The sequence below is a fragment of the Candidatus Poriferisodalis multihospitum genome, assembly GCF_028283155.1.
Taxonomy (GTDB): domain Bacteria; phylum Actinomycetota; class Acidimicrobiia; order Acidimicrobiales; family Poriferisodalaceae; genus Poriferisodalis; species Poriferisodalis multihospitum.
The window spans coordinates 1-15800 of sequence record NZ_JAPYOK010000073.1 but is presented as its reverse complement, the minus strand read 5'-3'; the positions used below and the strand labels follow the sequence as shown (position 1 = coordinate 15800).

The window sequence follows — 15800 nt, the reverse complement described above, 5'->3', positions numbered from 1 at the left end:
GACACGATCCGAACGATAACCGCAGAGCGCTTGGCCGCCCAACCAGCGGGCGCAGCAACTGGCTGGACTGCTTAGGATCGCCGCGAGATGCAGCACCAGTCGCTTTACCGGAGGTTCCGGCCTCAGCGGTTTGCGGAGGTGGTCGGACAGCCGCACTTGGTTCGGGCCTTGCGCAACGCCGTACGCGAGGACCGCGTCGGTCACGCGTACCTGCTGAGCGGTCCTCGCGGCACCGGCAAGACCTCCACCGCTCGCATCCTGGCCAAGGCTCTCAACTGCGAGGCGCTCACCGGCGACGGGGAACCGTGCGGTATCTGCGACAGCTGCATTGCCGTTGCCGCGGGCACCTCGATGGACCTCATCGAGCTCGACGCTGCGTCCAACAACTCGGTGAACCACATCCGCGACATGACCGAGAAAGCGGCCCTGGTCAGCTCGGGGCGTCGCAAGGTGTACCTGCTCGACGAGGTGCACATGCTCTCTGCGGCGGCGTCCAATGCGCTGCTCAAGACCTTGGAGGAACCGCCGTCGCACGTCGTGTTCATTTTGGCCACCACCGATCCGAACAAGGTGCTGCCCACCATCCGCAGCCGCACCCAGCAGTACGAGCTGTCGCTGGTGGGTGCGGACGAGATGGCGCCGCATGTGCGAGCCATTGCCGAAGCGGCAGGTGCGCCGGTCGATGATGCCGTCGTCGACTATGTGACCGAACGGGGTGCCGGGTCGGTGCGCGATGCGCTCTCGGCGCTCGACACGGTGCTGGCGGCCGGCGGCATCCCCGACGATCGCGCCGATGTGAACGCGCTGGTGCAGGCGCTGGCACGCGCCGACCTGGCCGCGACGCTCATCGCCGTGGCCGAGGCCACGGCCGCTGGCGTCGACGCCCGTGATCTGGCCGAGCGCACCGCACGCCGCCTGCGTGACATGTTCCTGGTGGGCGCAAGTGTGGAGCCCGCTGAGCTGCCGCAAGCCGACATCGTCTCGGCGCGAGAGCTGAGCGACGTGATGGGCCGCCGCAGAAACGTGCGGGCACTCGAGGCGCTCGGCAGCGCCCTGGCGCAGATGCCCCAATCGGCCGACCGCCGCCTGACTCTCGAGACAGCGCTGGTGGGCCTGCTCGCCGACGAAGCGCTAGGTGCTGGAGCGCCCGAGGCTGCGCCGCCCGCCTCTGCGCCAGCCCGTGGCGGAGCCGGTGCTCCAGCGCCCCCCACCGCCGGCCCCGCTGCCGCCCGGGCAGCAATGGCCGCAACCACAGCGCCCCCCTCGCTGGATGCCCCACCCGCTGCTGCGCCGGTGCCTCCCGAACGGCAGCCGGACACGTCGGTCGAGGCGGCTGTCGCGCCCGCACCCCCCGTAGCGCCGCCCGACGCAGCATCGCAGCCGCCCAGGACGGCCGAGCCCGCACCGAGCGCTGGCTCTGCGATGTCGGCCGCCGCGCTCCAGCGCATGTGGGAACCCCTGGTGGTCGGGAAGCTGCGTCCGGTGGCAGCAGGCCTGTTCCGTGACGCGACCGTTCTCGCCCACGAGCGCAATGTGGTGACCGTCCGGCTGACTGAAGGCGTGCCCCTCGCTCAGGCCCGGCGTAGAAGCAATGAGGTGGAGCCCATCTTGTCGGAATTGCTCGACCAGACTGTGCGTCTTGAGGTGAGCGACGCGGGCGGTGTGCCGGTGCCGGCCAGCGCTGAGCCACCGCAATCGGCGGCGTCGACCTCAACCGAGGACGCCTCATCCTCGGCCGCGCAACAGACCGCGGCCGGCGGCCCGACCGCATCAACAGCCTCGCAGGAGGACAAGGTGCAGCGGATCGTGGATCGCTTCCCGGGCTCGGTGGTGGTCCGCGACGACGAGAGTGCGGACTGACAGCCTTGAGACTCGAACTGGTAGGTGCGCATGCCATAGCTGCGGAGGCGGCAGGGGACTCTGCGACGTTGCGACCTGCTGGATCGCTGGTCGCTGAGGGTCCTGCCGCCTCCGCAGCGGGCTCGCCTAGACGAACTCAGCCGCCTGCCCGGCATCGGCCCCAAGGGCGCCCAGCGCATCACGTTCTGGCTGCTCAAGCGGCCGGCTGCCGACGCTCACCGCCTCGCCGCAGCCATCACTGCAGCGAAGGACCGGGTGGGTTTCTGCAGCCAGTGCTGGAACCTCAGCGAGACCGACCCATGCCCCACCTGTGCCGACCCGGCGCGGGCCAACGGGATGATCTGCGTGGTGGAGGAGCCGCGGGATGTGGTGGCAATGGAGAAGGCGGGCTTCCGGGGCCGCTACCACGTGCTCGGCGGCGCCCTGAACCCGCTCGAAGGCATCGGGCCCGAGCAGCTGCGCATCCGCGAGCTGCTCGCCCGCCTCGACAGCGAGTCGGTCGCCGAGCTGATCGTGTGCACCAACCCGAACATCGAGGGCGACACGACCGCCATGTATCTCGCGCGCCAGCTCGAGCCGCTCGGCGTGCAGGTGACCCGGCTCGCCAGCGGCCTGCCCGTCGGCGGCGACCTCGAATACGCCGACGAGCTCACGCTCGAACGAGCCCTGAGCAACCGCCGCACCCTCACGCCCTAGCAACCCAGCCGGTAAATCGCTGGACGGGTGAGCCGTGCCTGCCTACGGTCCGGCGGGCACTTCCCCGGCGGCCTGCACTCCCAAGGAGTGCCATGGCTGCCTTCGATCCCCACAACCGAACATCACACGACTTGCCGGTTGCGGTGTTCCGTCCGTCGCCTGCCGAACGTGTGATGGTGGCGGGGCCGTGCCACGCCCGAGCACTGTGCCTCAGCGCTGGCGCGTCGCCGCGAGGCGTCGCTGCGGTGTTCGTCGATCCTTGCGGGGTGCTGCTGGCGATCGCCACCGCGCCAGCGGCCGTGGTCGGTGCGATGCTGGTCGACCCGGCTCCGTTCGCACGGCTGACCGAGCTGCTCAGCGCGACCCGCATCTACTTGGAGGTTCCCGCCGCTGACGCTGCCGCGGTCAGCGATGCCGTGCAAGCCGCGCTCTGGCCGCTCTGTGTCGCCACCGAAGTGCTCGCCCGACCCGAGGCCGCCTGATCCGGCTCGCGCCCCTGCCGTTGCGAAGCGTCGGTGAGGTGGGATCGACTGGACTGGGCGGCTATGCAACCCGCAGGATGACGGCATCGCCTTGGCCGCCGCCTCCGCACAGCGCCGCTGCACCAAGGCCGCCGCCGCGGCGGCGCAGTTCGCTGGCGAGGGTGAGTGCCAGACGAGCACCGGACATGCCGATGGGATGGCCGAGCGCCACCGCACCGCCGTTTGGGTTCACGATCTCCGGTGCCACGCCTAGGTCCTCCGTCGACGCCACGGCTACCGCAGCGAAGGCCTCGTTGATCTCGAACAGCGACAGGTCGGACACGTCGAGGTCAGTGCGGTCGAGCGCACGGCGGATCGCATTCGCCGGCTGGTGCAGCAGGCAAGTGTCGGGCCCCGCAACCATGCCGTACGACACGACTTCGGCCAGCGGCTCGATGCCGCGCTCGGCAGCCGCCTCGGGCGACATGACCACCAGTGCGCAGCCGCCGTCGGAGATCTGCGATGCATTGCCGGCCGTGACCGCACCGTCGGATGCGAACGCCGGCCGCAGGCCGGACAGGCTCTCGGGCGTCGTGCCGGGCCGGATGCCCTCGTCGTCGAGCACCGTCAGCGGCTCGCCGCGGCGCTGGGGGATGCTGACGGCCACGATCTCGTCATCGAAGCGGCCGTCCTTCTGCGCTGCCGCCGCGCGCTCGTGCGACTGGGCGGAATACTCGTCCATCGCGCTGCGCGAGATCCCCGCACTGGCCGCATCCCGCTCGGTGCCGTCGCCCATGTGACCGTCGTCGAAGGCGCACCACAGGCCGTCGTGGATCATCGCGTCGAGCACCGCACCTGAGCCCATGCGCATGCCGTTGCGGCCGTCCGGCAGCAGGTAGGGCGCATTGGTCATCGACTCCATGCCGCCGGCCACGACCACGTCGGCGTCACCGGCTGCGATCATCTGGTCGGCCATGTAGATCGCGTTCAGACCCGACAGGCACACCTTGTTGATGGTGATGGCCGGCACTTCCATGGAGATGCCGGCATGGGTCGCAGCCTGCCGGGCCGTGATCTGCCCCTGACCGGCCTGCAGCACCTGTCCCATCACCACGTAGTCGACATCGCCGGCCGAGACGTGGGATCGCTCCAGTGCTCCTTCGATCGCAATGCCGCCGAGCTGCGCGCCGGTCAAGCCGGCCAGCCCGCCGTTGAACTTGCCGATCGGCGTGCGTGCGCCCCCGACGATGACCGAACCAGCCCTTGCACCACGAGCCATTGCAACCCCCTCGTCTGCACCGACGCCCCGGCCCACGGGCTAGGCGACCGATCTGTGCACGGCGAGTGTACGAAACGGCCTGTGAGGCTGCCCGAGCACCGGCTGCGCCGTGCAAGAAAGTGGAACTCGCAGCTCTCTCGCACCGTTAGCGTTCGGCCCCGTGAAGCAGTTCGCAGATGCCATCGCCGCCGGCGCATCGGGCCCCGAACTCGAGGCCATGCCCATACCGGAGAGCTTCAGGGCTGCTTATGTGGTACGCGACGAGCAGACGATGTTCGAAGGCCGGGCCTCGGCCGACAAGGACCCCCGCGAGGCCACCCACATCGGCGAGGTCGCCACGCCCGAGCTCGCGCCCGACGAGGTGTACATGGCGGTGATGGCCAGCGCCATCAACTTCAACACCGTGTGGACCTCGATCTTCGAGCCGCTGCCCACGTTCGGCTTCCTGGACCGGCTGGGCCGGGAGAGCCGCTGGGGTGCCCGACATGCGCTCGACTACCACGTGCTCGGCTCAGACGCCTCCGGAGTTGTGCTGCAGTGCGGTTCGGCGGTGCGCAATTGGCGCCCTGGTGACCGGGTGGTCGTTCACTGCAACTACGTCGACGATCAGGATCCTGCCGCCCACGAAGACTCGATGAAGGCCTCCAACCAGCGGATCTGGGGCTTCGAGAGCAACTTCGGCGGACTGGCAGACCTCACCATCGTCAAGGCCAACCAGCTCATGCCCAAGCCGGCGCACCTGTCGTGGGCGTCTGGGGGGCCACCGGCGGGCTGGGCGGCTACGCCTGCCAGCTCGTGCTCAACGGCGGCGGCGTGCCCATCGGCGTGGTCAGCTCGCCCGACAAGGCCGAGCTGCTCGGCCAGCTCGGCGTCGAGCACGTCATCGACCGGAGTGCCGAGGGCTACCGGTTCTGGAGCGACGACCACACCCAGGACGAAGGCGAATGGCGGCGCTTCGGCAAGAAGGTGCGCGGCCTCATCGGCGACGATCCCGACATCGTGTTCGAGCACCCGGGCCGCTCCACCATGGGTGCATCGGTGTTCGCCGCCAAGCGGGGCGGCACCGTCGTGACCTGCGCCGCCACCAGCGGGTACATGATCGAGTACGACAACCGGCATCTGTGGATGAAGCTGAAGCGGATCGTGTCGAGCCACTTCGCCAACTACGCCGAGGCGTGGGCCATGAATCGCCTGATCGACCAGGGGCGCATCCAGCCGATCCTGTCCAAGACGTTCACGCTCGACGACACGGGCCTGGCCGCCTGGCAGGTTCACCACAACCTGCATGAAGGCAAGCTCGGCGTGCTGTGCCTGGCCTCCGAGCCGGGTCAGGGCATCACCGATCCCGACAAGCGTGAACGCATCGGCGAAGACCGCATCACGCTGTTCGCCCGTCACGCGGCCTCGCTGGAAACCGCTGAAGGGGCAGCCCGATGATCCTGACCGAGATCGATCACGTCGCTATTGCCGTGAACGACCTGGACGCCGCCGTCGCGTACTACAGCGAGGCGTTCGGAGCCGAGGTGGCCCACCGGGAAGTCGTCGACTCTGACGGCGTGGAAGAGGCCCTGATCAAGGTGGCCGACAGCTACATCCAGCTCACCGCCGCAACCCGTCCCGATTCGCCGATCGCCAAGTTCCTGGAGCGCCGGGGCGAGGGCTTGCACCATGTCGGATACCGCGTGGACGACTGCGCTGCCGCCCTCGAGGCCATGATCGACGCGGGTGCCGTGCCCATCGACACCGCGCCCCGGCCGGGCTCGCGCGGCACCACGGTCGCCTTCGTTCACCCGAAAGGCAATCTCGGCACCCTTGTGGAACTCGTGGAGGAACCAGAGGCTGAGCCGGCAGGCGAAGCCGGGGCCTGAGCGGCCCGTGAGCGAAGCGAACAAGAGCGGGAAGCAACGGGCTCGCTAGCGGGGAGGTTCGCGTATCGGCGCTGCCTCTAGGCTCGCCCGTGTAGGGCGCGGGCGCACGAGACGCTTCCCGCCGCCTGCGCTCAGGGAGGAACCAATGACCGTACTCACGAGACGATTCGCGATCGTGTTCGCTGTGCTGGCGGTGTTCGCCGCGGCATGCACCGGCAGCGATGAGCCTGCGGCAACCACCGCTGCGGCACCGGCGACGACAGCCGCGGCCGAAGAGCCGGCCGACGACATGGACGACGCTGAGCCGTTCAAGATCGGGCTCGTCACCGACACCGGCAAGGTGGACGACAAGAGCTTCAACCAGTCGGCATGGGAAGGTGCGGAGCAAGCTGCCGCTGCGCTGGGCGCCGAGGCGAACTACATCGAGACCGAGGAAGCCAAGGACTACGAGAACAACATCGGTCTGTTCATCGAAGACGGCGTCGATGTCATCATCACGGTCGGATTCGGCCTCGGCGATGCCACCATTGCTGCCGCACAGGCCAACCCCGGCATCTATTTCATCGGCGTCGACCAGTTCCAGGCCGAGGCGCTGCCCAACTTGGCCGGGCTGATCTTCCCTGAGGACCAGTCGGGATTCCTGGCCGGCGCGCTCGCCGGCATGCTCACCGAGAGCAACATCGTGGGTGCCGTGCTGGGCACCGATCTGGTGCCGCCCGTCGTGGCCTTCAAGGAAGGCTGGGAGCACGGTGCGCGCTACACCAACCCAGACGTGCAGACGATCTCGACATATCACCCCGGCGGTCTTGACGTGGCCTTCGGCGACCCGGACTGGGGTGCGGCCACCGCCCGCCAGGCGCTCGACCAGGGCGCGGACATCATCTTCGGCGCAGGCGGTGCCACCGGCAACGGAGCGCTCATCGAGATTGCCTCGCAGGAAGGCGCCTACTGCGTCGGCGTCGATACCGATCAGTGGAACACGGTGCCCGAGGCACGGCCCTGCTTGGTGACGAGCGCAATGAAGCTCATCACCCCGGGCGTGGCTGACTTGATCGCAGCAGCGCACGACGGCAGCTTTGCCGGGGGCAATTTCCTCGGCGAGGTCGGTCTGGCACCGTTCCATGACTTCGATGGCATCGTCACCGACGACATGCGGGCCACGCTCGCCGACGTTCTTGCCGGCCTGAACGCCGGCGAGATCGACACCGGATGGCCGCCGGGCTGATCGGACGCCGCACGAGTTGAGCTGGGCGCCGTGGGCCGCGGGCACCTCACCCGACGGTGAGCATGCCCGCCGGCCCAGCGGCGCCCGCTCCTGCGCAGCAGCCTGAGGCGTCCGGCGGCGCCAGCGATGCTCGGCGCAGTTCGACGCGCACGATCCTGCGCGCTGCGGCGGTCCCCGTGGCCTCGGTGGTGCTGGGGCTGCTGCTCGGTGCCGTGCTCATCGCGGTACAGGGGCACTCGGTCTCCAGCGCGTACAGCGCGCTGGTGCTCGGCGGGGCGGGCGACGCCGACGCGCTGCTGCGCACCCTGCAGAAGGCGACGCCGCTCGTCTTCGGCGGCCTGGCCGTTGCCTTCGCCTTCAAGGCGGGCCTGTTCAACATCGGCGGGCAGGGCCAGCTGCTGGTCGGCGCAGCATTCGCCGCGGGCGTGGGCTTCGGGCTCGAGGGCGTGCCGCTGGTGGTGCATCTCCCGCTGGCGCTGCTGGTCGGTGCTGCTGCGGGCGCCGCATGGGGCGCCATCGCCGGGGTGCTGAAAGCCACGTCGGGTGCCCACGAAGTGATCGTCACGATCATGCTCAACTTCGTGGCCGGCAATCTCACCGACTGGCTGGCGGCGAATCCCTGGCAAGACCGATCAGGCTCCAACATCATCGCCCGGACCCCGCTGGTGGAGCCGTCGGCGGAGATCCCCACGTGGGGATGGCTGCCGGCAGGCTTCGTGCTGGCGGTGATCGCCGCATTCGCCTGCTGGTTCATCCTGGAGCGCACCACCTACGGCTTCGAGGTGCGCAGCGTGGGGGCGAACCGTCACGCCGCCCGCTACGCGGGCATCTCAGTGGGCTGGATCATGGCGTCGACGATGGCCGTGGCGGGACTGCTGGCCGGCCTCGGCGGAGCCATCGAGTCGCTCGGCGTCGACGGCCGTTTCGAGGCCGGTGTGAATGTGGGCCTTGGCTTCGAGGGCATCACGATTGCGCTGCTGGCCCGCACCAACCCCATTGCCGTCATTCCTGCCGGCCTGCTAGTGGGCATGATGGAAGCGGGCGCCGCCAAGATGCAGTTCGAGTCGGGGGTTGCGCCCGAGATCATCGACGTGATCCAGGCGCTGATCCTGCTGTTCGTGGCGGCGCCGTTGATCGTGCGCTGGCTGCTGCGGCTGCGTGATCGGCCCGATGCGCCGGATCGACGCCTGACGCTCGGTGCGGGGTGGGGCCGATGACCGCCGGCGTCGGCCCGGATCTGGCGACGGCGTCGGGAGTTGCCGGCGTGCGGGGCTGGTCGCCGCAGCGCATGTGGTCGGTGGCGGGGGCCGTCGTGCTGGTGGCGTGCGTGTGGGGCTTCTACGCCTGGGACGGGGCGCAGACCACAGCAGTGCTCGGGGGCACCGTGCGCGCCGCCACCCTGCTGGTGCTGGGCGCGATGTGCGGGATGATCGGCGAGCGCTCGGGCATCGTGAACATCGGCATCGAAGGCCAGTTCCTGATGTCGGCGTTCACGGCGTTCACCGTCGCGTCGATGTCGGGATCGCTGTTCCTGGGTGTTGTCGCGGGCGTCAGCACTGGCCTGGCGATGGGCTGGATGCTCGCTGCGATGTCGGTCGGGCTGCGAACCGATCAGATCATCGCCGGCACGGTCCTGAATATCGCGGCACTAGGCCTGACCTCGTTCTTCTACGACCGGGGGCGTTCGCTGGGCCAGCCGAAGTATCAGTCGATCGAGCTCGGCCCGCTCGCCGATCTGCCCGTCGTGGGCACGGCGCTGTTCAACCGCCCGCCGCTGACGTACTTGGCGCTCGTGCTGGTCGTGGTGCTCCACGTGCTGCTGCTGCGCTCGGTGTGGGGAATGCGCACGACTGCTATCGGCGAGCACCCCGGTGCCGCGGCCACCGTGGGCATCGATGTGATCCGGCTGCGCTACTGGAACGTGACGCTGGCGGGCGGCTTGGCCGGCCTCGGCGGCGCGTACTTGGCGCTGGAATCGGTGGGCACATTCACCCGGGCGATGTCTGGCGGGCGGGGCTTCCTGGCGTTGGCCGTGATGATCTTCGGTCGCCGCACCCCGCTGGGCGCCTACGCGGCGGCACTGTTCTTCGGCTTCACGACGGCACTGCAAGGCCAGTTCCAGCTCAACGACACGTTCGACATCCCGGCGCAGTTCGTGGGGATGCTGCCGTTCGTGGTCACGATCATCGTGGTGGCCGCGGCAGGCCTGTTCGGCCGCATGCGCGACCCGGCCGCGCTGGGCCAGCCCTACGAGGTCAGATGATGGTTGCGACCGCCGAGGCTGCCGTTTCGCAGGCCGAGCCCGAGGTGCTGCTGGCCGGACACGGGATCACCAAACGCTTCGGCCCGGTCGTGGCCAACGACGACGTCTCGGTCGAGCTGCGGCCCGGGCGGATCCTGGCGCTGCTGGGCGAGAACGGCGCGGGAAAGAGCACCCTCGTCAACGTGCTCTTCGGCCTGCACCGCCCCGATGCGGGCCAGGTCGTGATTGCCGACGAGAACGTGGAGCTGTCGAGCCCGCACGACGCCATCGCCCGCGGCGTCGGCATGGTGCACCAGCACTTCCAGCTCGTGCCGCCGATGAGCGTGGTGCGCAACATCGTGCTCGGGGCCGAGCCGCGCAAGCTCGGCATGATCGACGTGACCCAGGCGCGCCGCCGCGTGCTGGAATTGGCAGACCGGTTCGGGCTCCATGTCGACCCCGATGCAGCAGTGGAGGACCTGCCGGTCGGGGCACAGCAGCGGGTCGAGATCCTCAAGGCCCTGTACCGCGATGCGAGGGTGCTGATCGCCGACGAGCCGACCGCAGTGCTCACCCCGCAGGAGACCGACCACCTGCTCGATGTGCTGCGTGGCCTGACCGCCCAAGGCGTGGGCATCGTGTTCATCACCCACAAGCTGCGCGAGGTCATGGCCGCAGCCGACGACATCGTCGTGCTGCGCGAGGGCAAGGTGGTGGGCACCACCACGCCCGCGCAGACCAGCGAGGCGGCACTGGCGGAGCTGATGGTGGGCCGCGCGGTGGATCTGCACGGCGACCGGTTCGAATCGGGCGCCACCGGCGTCGGGTCGGCAGTCTCGACGCCGGCTGCCCCCAGCGACGAAACCCCGATCGCCGAGGCTGGCGAGCGGCCCGTGGTGCTCGACATCGCTGGCCTCTGCGCCGATGACGACCGCGGTCAGCGTGCCGTCGACGAGCTGTCGCTCGAGGTGCGCGCCGGCGAGATCGTGGGGGTCGCCGGCGTGGAGGGCAACGGCCAGCGGGAGCTGGTGGAAGCCATCACCGGCCTGCGCCACGCCACGGCCGGCACCGTGTCGATCAGCGACCGGGACGCGTCGGGTGCCCGGCCGCGCCAGGTCACGGTGATCGGCGTGGGGCACATCCCCGAGGACCGGGCCAAGCACGGCCTCATCGGCTCCTACTCCGTGGCCGACAACTCTGTCCTGAACCGCTACTTCAAGCGGCCCTTCGCAGCCGGCGGCATGCTGCGGCGCGACCGCATCGACTCGCACGCCCGCGATGTGGTGGCCACCTTCGACGTGCGCACGCCGGACGTGGAGTCGCCGGCCGACAGCCTGTCGGGCGGCAACAAGCAGAAGCTCATCGTGGGCCGCGAGTTCTCCGACGAGATCGATCTGTTGATCGCGGCGCAGCCCACCCGCGGCATCGACATCGGTGCCATCGAGTTCATCTGGCACCGCATCCGCGAGCGTCGCGACGAGGGCACGGCCGTGCTGCTGGTGTCGGCCGAGCTCGACGAGGTGCTGGCACTCAGCGACCGGGTCGTCGTCATGTACGAGGGCCGCATCGTGGCCACGGTCGACCCCCGCACCGCCACCCGCGAGGAGATCGGCCTCCTCATGGCCGGCGCGGCACCCGGCACAGAAAGCTCAGTAGCCGGCGGCTAGACAACTCGATCGCTGCCGCCGTCCTGGGGGATCTGGGCACCGGTGGTGTGCGCGAACGCGGGGCCGCACATCTGGGCGATCAGCGCGCCGACGTCGGCTGACGCCAGTTCGCGGCCGAGCAGGTTGCGCCTCCGGTACTGCTCGGGAGTCAGCCCGTAGCTGACGGCGCGCTGGGCGATGAGCTCGTCCGACCACAGCCCCGTGTCGAACACGCCGTCGGGATGCACGACGTTGACGGTGATGCCGTCGGGCGCCCATTCAAGCGCCGCCACGCGCGCGAGCTGCGTCAGCGCCGCCTTCGATGCCGAGTAGGCCGCTGCGCCTTTGCCGGGTGCGGGCACGTTCTTCGAACCAACGATGACAACACGACCTCCCGCCGGCGAGTGCCGCATCACCCGATGAGCCGCGGCGAGGGTGTTGGCCGCGCCGCTCACGTTGATGTCGAATATCTGCTGCCATGCCGTGCCGAGGCCGGAGTCATCAACGAGCTCTTCCAGCGGCGCCGACGGACCGAAGATGCCGGCCGCCGCTACCACGATGTCGATGCCGCCGAAGCGCTCGACTGCGTCGGCAACCGCTTCGGTCATTGCGTCGGCATCGGTGACATCTGCCTCGATGCCGAGCCACGCCGAACCGTGCAGTGATGACGGCCGATCGCTGTCGCCGCCATCTTCGTGCGTGATACCGGCGTCGATATCGATGCCGACCACTGCCGCCCCGGCTGAGGCCAGCGCCGCGGCTGCGGCCTGTCCGATGCCCGAAGCAGCGCCGGTCACCAGCGCCACCTGGCCGGCCAAACCTGCCGGCGCGCCGGCCCGTGCCAGCTTCGCCTGCTCGAGCTCCCAGTACTCCACGTCGAACAGGTCGGCTTCGCCGAGCGCGACGTAGCCCCCGAGAGTCTCGGCGGCGTTGATCACGTCGATGGTGTGCCGGTAGATGTCCGCGGCGATGTCGCAGTCGACTGCGCGCCGCCCAACGGTCCACAGCCCGAGATCGGGGTCGAGGATCACACGCGGTGCCGTGTCCAGCATCGTGAGCCGTTCGCCCTCGGCATGACGGTCGGTATTGCGCTCGAAGTAGGAGCGGTAGCTCCCGACGAAAGCAGCGACATCGCGGCCCACCATGGGAAATTGCTTCGTGCGAATGATGTGATCGGGCGTGGCTGGCCCGCGGCATGCCACCGATGCCAAGTCGTCGCGGGCGCAGAACGCGTCAGCCCGGTCGTCACGCACGGCTCGCAGCAGCATCGGCGCGCCTGCTGCGGCCGAGACCGCGGTCCGCAGCTCCGCCACCGTCTTCACTGCGTCGAGGCTGACGCGATGTGTGCTGCGCCCCCCGGCCGCATTCGCATCGATCTCGCCGAATGAGGTGACACCCCCTTCTGCAAGGCACTGCTCGGCCTCGCTGATCCGATCGATCATGGAGTCATACGCCTGGCGCGCCGTCTCGCCGAAGGTGAAGATGCCGTGGTTCAGCAGGACCATCGCTTCGGTGCCGTCGTGGGCCTGCGCCTGCCATTCGTCCGCGCAGCGGCGGGCCAGATCGAAGCCGGGCATCACGTAGGGCACCACGACGGCCCGGTCGCCCCACAGGTCACGCACCCGCGCGTCGCCTTCTGCGGTATTGGTGAGTGCCAGCACGGCATCGGCGTGGCTGTGCAGCACCGCCCGGTGAGGCAGCAGCGCATGCAGGATCGCTTCCACCGACGGGTTCGGGGCGCTGGCGTCGAGCAGGTGGATCCGCAGCTGGTTCACCATCTCGGTGTCGCTCAGCTCCGCCAGCTCCGCCAGGCGCCGGACGGGCTCCAAGCGCAGCGGCGCGAAACCGGGCGGTTCGATGGTTGCGAGATCCCAGCCGCTGCCCTTGACCCACAGCGTCGGCACCGGTTCGCCCCAGGCGTCGGTGCTGCGGCCCTTAATGGACGTGTTGCCGCCGCCGTGCAGCACCAGCGCCGGATCGGCGCCCACCAGGCGCGATCCGTAGGTGATCTCGCCGAGGTCGCCCAGCTCGGTCCAGCGCGTCGCCTCGTCGGCATCCCAGCGATTCAGCACCGGCCCGTCCCCGATCCGGCTGGTTCGACCTCGGCCAACGCTTGGGCAATGGATTCGCCGTACGGCGGTCGCAGCACGCCTGCGTCGGTGATGATCGCCGTGATCAGGCGCGCAGGAGTCACGTCGAATGCCGGATTGACGGCCTTCGCATCTTCCGGCGTCAGACGCTGCCCGCCGGCGTGATGAACCTCATCGGGGCTCCGCTGCTCGATGACGATGCGGTTGCCCGATGGCACAGCCGCGTCGATGGTCGTGGTCGGCGCCGCGACGTAGAAGCCGATGCCCGCATCGGCGGCAGCCAGAGCGTGGGCCAGCGTGCCCACCTTGTTGGCAGTGTCGCCGTTGGCAGCGATGCGGTCCGCGCCCACGATCACGGCGTCCACCTCGCCTTCTGCGATGAGCGATGCCATGGCACCGTCGGGTACGACCGATACGTCGATGCCCGCGTCGGCCAGCTCCCACGCTGTGAGACGGGCACCCTGCAGGAGCGGGCGCGACTCTGCCGCCAGCACGCGCACCGGCTCACCGGCAGCAGCCTTCGCATAGAACGCGGCCAGCGCTGTTCCGATGCCCGCGGTTGCCAAGCGCCCTGCGTTGCAGTGCGTCGCGATCACCGTGGCCTCCGCGAGCACCTCACGCCCGAGCCGACCGATCTCGGCGCATGCCTTCGCGTCTTCGGCGCCGATGGCCAAGGCCTCATCCAGCAGCCGCCGCCGCAGTTCGGCAACGCTGCCTGCACTGCCGTTGTCGCTGTCGGTGCTCGCGCTGATGAGCTCTTGGGCGGCGAGCGCAGCATCGATCGTGCGATCCACTGCCCACCGCAGGTTCACCGCCGTCGGGCGGGCGTCGCCGATCTCGTGCCGCAACCGCTCGAGCAACTCGCGTGCCGCGTCCAGCGAGTCGGGTTGCGCCTCGTCGACGCCGACAACCAGCGCAAGCGCCCCGAACGCACCGAGCGCGGGCGCCCCCCGGATGGCAAGCCGCCCGATGGCATCCACGGCACTGGCCACATCACGCACATCGAGCAGCACCAACTCGGCCGGCAGCCGCGTCTGATCGATGATCTCGATGCTGTCGCCCGTCCAGCGCAGCGTCGGCGTAATGGCTGCCGTTTCCATGCAGCCGACAGTCTCGCGCCCACGTGCGGCAAAATTGGCAGTGAGTTCGCGATGCAGCCAAGTACCTTGTCCCGACACGAGGAGAGCGGTCGTGACACCGGACGAGACACGGGACTTCCTGAACGAGATGTTCAGCCAGATTGGCGACCGCTTCGACCGCGTCGATACGCGCTTCGACCATGTGGACGAACGCATGGATCAGATGGAACAGAAGGTCGATCAACGCTTCGAGGAACTGACCACGGTCAACAATTCGCTGATCGACGCGGTGGCTGACATCAACAAGCGACAGGGCTGAATACCTGAATCGACTGGTGGCGCTGGCGCTGGCGGGCGGCGAGCGGTTCGTCGCCGAACTGCAGCGCGTCTGGGAGGCCGGCGACGCGGTGCTGCCGGTCGATCAGCGGCTTCCCGGCGGGGCCCAGCAGTCACTCGTCGAGCGCATGGGCGCCAGCGTCGTGGTGGACAGCACCGGCCGTCACCGCCGCCGTGGCGGCTGGCCGACCGAATCGGGGGATGCGCTGGTCGTGGCCACCAGCGGCAGTACCGGCGAGCCGAAAGGCGCGGTGCTCACCCACAGCGCCATCGAGGCCAACGCCATGGCCACGAGCTCCGCGCTGGCGGTCGACCCCAGCACCGACCGTTGGCTGGCATGCCTGCCCCTCGCCCACGTCGGCGGGCTGGCCGTGGTGGTACGAGCACAGCTGACCGACACCCCCGTAGACGTTCACGATGGTTTCGATGCCGCTGCTGTCGAGGCGGCCGCCCGCCAGGGCGCAACGCTCACCTCGCTGGTGCCCACCGCCCTCGCTCGCATCGACCCGTCGGACTTCCGGGCGATCCTGCTCGGCGGCTCCGCCATGCCCGCTCAACGCCCCGCGAACACCGTCGCCACCTACGGCATGACCGAGACCTTCAGCGGCGTGGTGTACGAAGGCTGGCCGCTCGAGGGCGTCGAGCTGCGCATCCGGAACGACGAGGTGCAGCTCCGCTGCCCGATGCTGCTGCGCTGCTACCGCGACAACTCAGATCCCCGAACCGACGACGGCTGGTTCCCCACCGGTGACGCCGGCGCCCTGTCAGAAGAAGGCCAGCTCACAGTATTCGGAAGAGTCGACGACATGATCACCACCGGCGCCGAAAAAGTCTGGCCAGTAGCAGTAGAACGGATCCTCGCCGACCTGCCCGGCATCGCCGAAGTAGCAGTAGTAGGCCGCCCCAACTCCGAATGGGGCCAAGCCGTCACCGCCGTCATCGTCCCCACCAACCACGCCCAGCCCCCCGACCTAGAGGCACTCCGCGACGCCGTCAAAGAGCACCTCCCCGCCTACTG

Annotated in this window: 13 protein-coding genes and 1 pseudogene; 11 read left to right on the top strand and 3 right to left on the bottom strand. The window is 69.3% G+C overall.

The window, feature by feature from the left end; all coding sequences use genetic code 11:
* Positions 1-87 precede the first annotated feature (87 nt).
* The 3 genes from dnaX (at position 88) to VI480_RS06810 (ending at position 3038) form a co-directional block, all read left to right on the top strand.
* Entirely contained in the window at positions 88-1860 is a 1773-nt protein-coding gene (gene dnaX / locus VI480_RS06820) for a DNA polymerase III subunit gamma/tau (RefSeq protein WP_323672072.1), read from the top strand.
* Between the two features lie 102 nt (positions 1861-1962).
* Positions 1963-2556 carry a recombination mediator RecR gene (gene recR / locus VI480_RS06815; RefSeq protein ID WP_416246660.1) on the top strand — a complete coding sequence of 198 codons (594 nt, stop codon included), beginning with the start codon at positions 1963-1965 and terminating at the stop codon, positions 2554-2556.
* Positions 2557-2648: 92 nt separating this feature from the next.
* Positions 2649-3038 carry a hypothetical protein gene (locus VI480_RS06810; protein ID WP_323672071.1) on the top strand — a complete coding sequence of 130 codons (390 nt, stop codon included), beginning with the start codon at positions 2649-2651 and terminating at the stop codon, positions 3036-3038.
* Between the two features lie 61 nt (positions 3039-3099).
* On the opposite strand, the gene VI480_RS06805 is transcribed toward VI480_RS06810, so the two are convergent.
* Positions 3100-4296, bottom strand: a complete 1197-nt coding sequence (locus VI480_RS06805; RefSeq protein WP_323672070.1) for an acetyl-CoA C-acetyltransferase — start codon at positions 4294-4296, stop codon at positions 3100-3102.
* A gap of 160 nt (positions 4297-4456) precedes the next feature.
* On the opposite strand from VI480_RS06805, the pseudogene VI480_RS15645 reads away from it, so the two are divergent.
* The 6 genes and pseudogenes from VI480_RS15645 to VI480_RS06765 all read left to right on the top strand — a co-directional run bounded on the left by VI480_RS15645 (position 4457) and on the right by VI480_RS06765 (position 11298).
* Positions 4457-5733: pseudogene (locus tag VI480_RS15645) on the top strand (zinc-binding dehydrogenase).
* Positions 5730-6164: a methylmalonyl-CoA epimerase gene (gene mce, locus VI480_RS06785; RefSeq protein ID WP_323672068.1), complete on the top strand. Its 435-nt coding sequence runs from the start codon at positions 5730-5732 to the stop codon at positions 6162-6164. The pseudogene VI480_RS15645 and the gene mce overlap by 4 nt, the downstream one beginning before the upstream one ends.
* Positions 6165-6309: 145 nt before the next feature.
* Positions 6310-7389, top strand: coding sequence for a BMP family ABC transporter substrate-binding protein (locus VI480_RS06780; protein ID WP_323672067.1), 1080 nt, complete (start codon positions 6310-6312; stop codon positions 7387-7389).
* A gap of 62 nt (positions 7390-7451) precedes the next feature.
* A complete protein-coding gene (locus VI480_RS06775) occupies positions 7452-8606 on the top strand; it encodes an ABC transporter permease (RefSeq protein ID WP_323672093.1) in 1155 nt (384 codons plus the stop codon).
* Positions 8603-9652, top strand: a complete 1050-nt coding sequence (locus tag VI480_RS06770) for an ABC transporter permease (protein ID WP_323672066.1) — start codon at positions 8603-8605, stop codon at positions 9650-9652. Before VI480_RS06775 ends, VI480_RS06770 begins: the two co-directional genes overlap by 4 nt.
* The gene (locus VI480_RS06765; RefSeq protein WP_323672065.1) at positions 9649-11298 is read left to right on the top strand and encodes an ABC transporter ATP-binding protein; all 1650 of its coding nucleotides are present in this window, start codon (positions 9649-9651) and stop codon (positions 11296-11298) included. Before VI480_RS06770 ends, VI480_RS06765 begins: the two co-directional genes overlap by 4 nt.
* Here the strand turns inward: VI480_RS06765 and VI480_RS06760 are convergent.
* Both VI480_RS06760 and mtnA read right to left on the bottom strand, forming a co-directional pair.
* Positions 11295-13349: a bifunctional aldolase/short-chain dehydrogenase gene (locus VI480_RS06760; RefSeq protein WP_323672064.1), complete on the bottom strand. Its 2055-nt coding sequence runs from the start codon at positions 13347-13349 to the stop codon at positions 11295-11297. The genes VI480_RS06765 and VI480_RS06760 overlap by 4 nt on opposite strands.
* On the bottom strand, positions 13343-14467 hold the full coding sequence (mtnA, locus tag VI480_RS06755; protein ID WP_323672063.1) for an S-methyl-5-thioribose-1-phosphate isomerase: 1125 nt from the start codon (positions 14465-14467) through the stop codon (positions 13343-13345). The genes VI480_RS06760 and mtnA overlap by 7 nt, the downstream gene beginning before the upstream one ends.
* 91 nt (positions 14468-14558) lie before the next feature.
* Here mtnA and VI480_RS06750 point away from each other — a divergent pair, with 91 nt between their 5' ends.
* Entirely contained in the window at positions 14559-14765 is a 207-nt protein-coding gene (locus VI480_RS06750; protein WP_323672062.1) for a hypothetical protein, read from the top strand.
* A gap of 16 nt (positions 14766-14781) precedes the next feature.
* On the top strand, positions 14782-15800 hold a 1019-nt coding region (locus tag VI480_RS06745), incomplete at its 3' end, for a fatty acid--CoA ligase family protein (protein WP_323672061.1).

Bases quoted from the DNA above. Each gene is read 5' to 3' on its own strand.
- dnaX (WP_323672072.1), top strand. From the start codon at position 88: ATGCAGCACCAGTCGCTTTACCGGAGGTTCCGGCCTCAGCGGTTTGCG.
- VI480_RS06810 (WP_323672071.1), top strand. From the start codon at position 2,649: ATGGCTGCCTTCGATCCCCACAACCGAACATCACACGACTTGCCGGTT.
- VI480_RS06805 (WP_323672070.1), bottom strand. From the start codon at position 4,296: ATGGCTCGTGGTGCAAGGGCTGGTTCGGTCATCGTCGGGGGCGCACGC.
- mce (WP_323672068.1), top strand. From the start codon at position 5,730: ATGATCCTGACCGAGATCGATCACGTCGCTATTGCCGTGAACGACCTG.
- VI480_RS06780 (WP_323672067.1), top strand. From the start codon at position 6,310: ATGACCGTACTCACGAGACGATTCGCGATCGTGTTCGCTGTGCTGGCG.
- VI480_RS06775 (WP_323672093.1), top strand. From the start codon at position 7,452: ATGCCCGCCGGCCCAGCGGCGCCCGCTCCTGCGCAGCAGCCTGAGGCG.
- VI480_RS06770 (WP_323672066.1), top strand. From the start codon at position 8,603: ATGACCGCCGGCGTCGGCCCGGATCTGGCGACGGCGTCGGGAGTTGCC.
- VI480_RS06765 (WP_323672065.1), top strand. From the start codon at position 9,649: ATGATGGTTGCGACCGCCGAGGCTGCCGTTTCGCAGGCCGAGCCCGAG.
- mtnA (WP_323672063.1), bottom strand. From the start codon at position 14,467: ATGGAAACGGCAGCCATTACGCCGACGCTGCGCTGGACGGGCGACAGC.